The 1,416-nt window shown below is 65.5% G+C and carries 1 protein-coding gene; it reads left to right on the top strand.

Features of this window, described 5'->3' with window-relative positions; all coding sequences use genetic code 11:
- Window positions 1-136: 136 nt before the first annotated feature.
- Window positions 137-1,159 carry an IS110 family RNA-guided transposase gene (locus tag MOX02_RS30560; protein ID WP_147029503.1) on the top strand — a complete coding sequence of 341 codons (1,023 nt, stop codon included), beginning with the start codon at window positions 137-139 and terminating at the stop codon, window positions 1,157-1,159.
- Window positions 1,160-1,416 lie beyond the last annotated feature (257 nt).

Here is a 1,416-nt window from a genome sequence, read left to right as displayed (position 1 = left end):
TGGGGTAATCGCGGGAGCGTTCCCACTCAGGGCCGGAGTGATCTGGCCCACGATGGAAGAGGTGGTTGTTCCCGAACAGGATGAAGTTGCGGGCTCACGACTGGACGCCGGGCCCATGCATCGAAGGAGAACAACCATGGGTGAGTATATCGGTCTCGACGTGTCCTTGAAAGACACGGCGATCTGCGTGCGGCGGGACGGCAAGCGGGTTTGGCGCGGCAAGTGCGCGTCCGATCCTGACGTCATTGCCAGTGTTCTGCGCACGCATGCGCCCGAAGCCCAACGGATCGTGTTCGAGACGGGTCCTTTGTCGATCTGGTTCTTCCATGCCCTGACGGCGGAAGGCCTCCCGGCGATCTGCATCGACGCGCGTCATGCCAAGGCCGCGCTCGACATGGCCGCCAACAAGACCGACGCCAACGATGCCGACGGGCTGGCTCATTTGGCCGAGGTCGGCTTCTTCCGCGAGGTGCGAGTGAAGGGATACGACAGCATGCTCGTGCGAACGCTCGTCGCCGCGCGCAGCAAGCTCGTGCAGATGGCGACCGAGCTATCCAATCAGATCCGCGGCCTGATGAAGACGTTCGGCTTGATCGTGCCGAGCGCAAAGGGCGGATCGTTCGAGGCGGAGGTTCGACGCCTCCTGTCGGACGGCGGCGGTCTGGCTCGCGTCATCCTTCCGCTGCTCGAAGCCTGGGGCGCGGTTCGCCGGCGAGCGACGGAGCTCGGACGCCAGCTTCTGGCCGGTGCCCGGCAAAGCCAGGCCTGTCGGCGGCTGATGGCGATACCTGGGATCGGGGCGATCACCGCGACCGCCTTCGTGACCGCGATCGAGGATCCTGCGAACTTCAGATCGTCGCGCTCCGTCGCCGCCTGGTTCGGGCTGACGACGCGACGCTATCAATCGGGTGAGGTCGACTATGACGGCCACATCTCCCGGAGAGGAGACGCGCATATGCGGGGGCTCCTCTTTGAGGCGGCGACCGTTCTCCTGACGCGCAGCCGGGTGGACAGCGACCTGCGCGCATGGGGGCTGACGCTGCGCGAGCGGCTCGGCTTCAAGCGCGCCGCCGTGGCGGTCGCGCGCAAGCTGGCTGTCGTCATGCACGCCATGCTGAAGTCCGGCCAATCCTACCGTGCGAAGGCTGCCATGGCCTGACACGACAGCACCCAAGCTTGCCGCGCGTCAAAGCGCGTCGAGGCGTCCCTGCCGGGACGTGGGCGAACCATTCCGCCGAAGCTGTTGCACCCTGAGATCTCACCGGTCCATCGAGTGCGGCTTGCACATCGGAAGGTTCATCCTGCGAAGCCCCATCATGCGGCGGCACATGCCGACCGCGAAGACGACCGTGCTCCCGGCAAACGACGGCCCGACGCCCAAAAGGGACTTGCTTTATGCGAGGCGATTAGACGACA

Source organism: Methylobacterium oxalidis, assembly GCF_007992195.1.
GTDB lineage: Bacteria > Pseudomonadota > Alphaproteobacteria > Rhizobiales > Beijerinckiaceae > Methylobacterium > Methylobacterium oxalidis.
The sequence above is the reverse complement of the archived record's forward strand: the minus strand, read 5'-3'. Positions and strand labels throughout refer to the sequence as shown.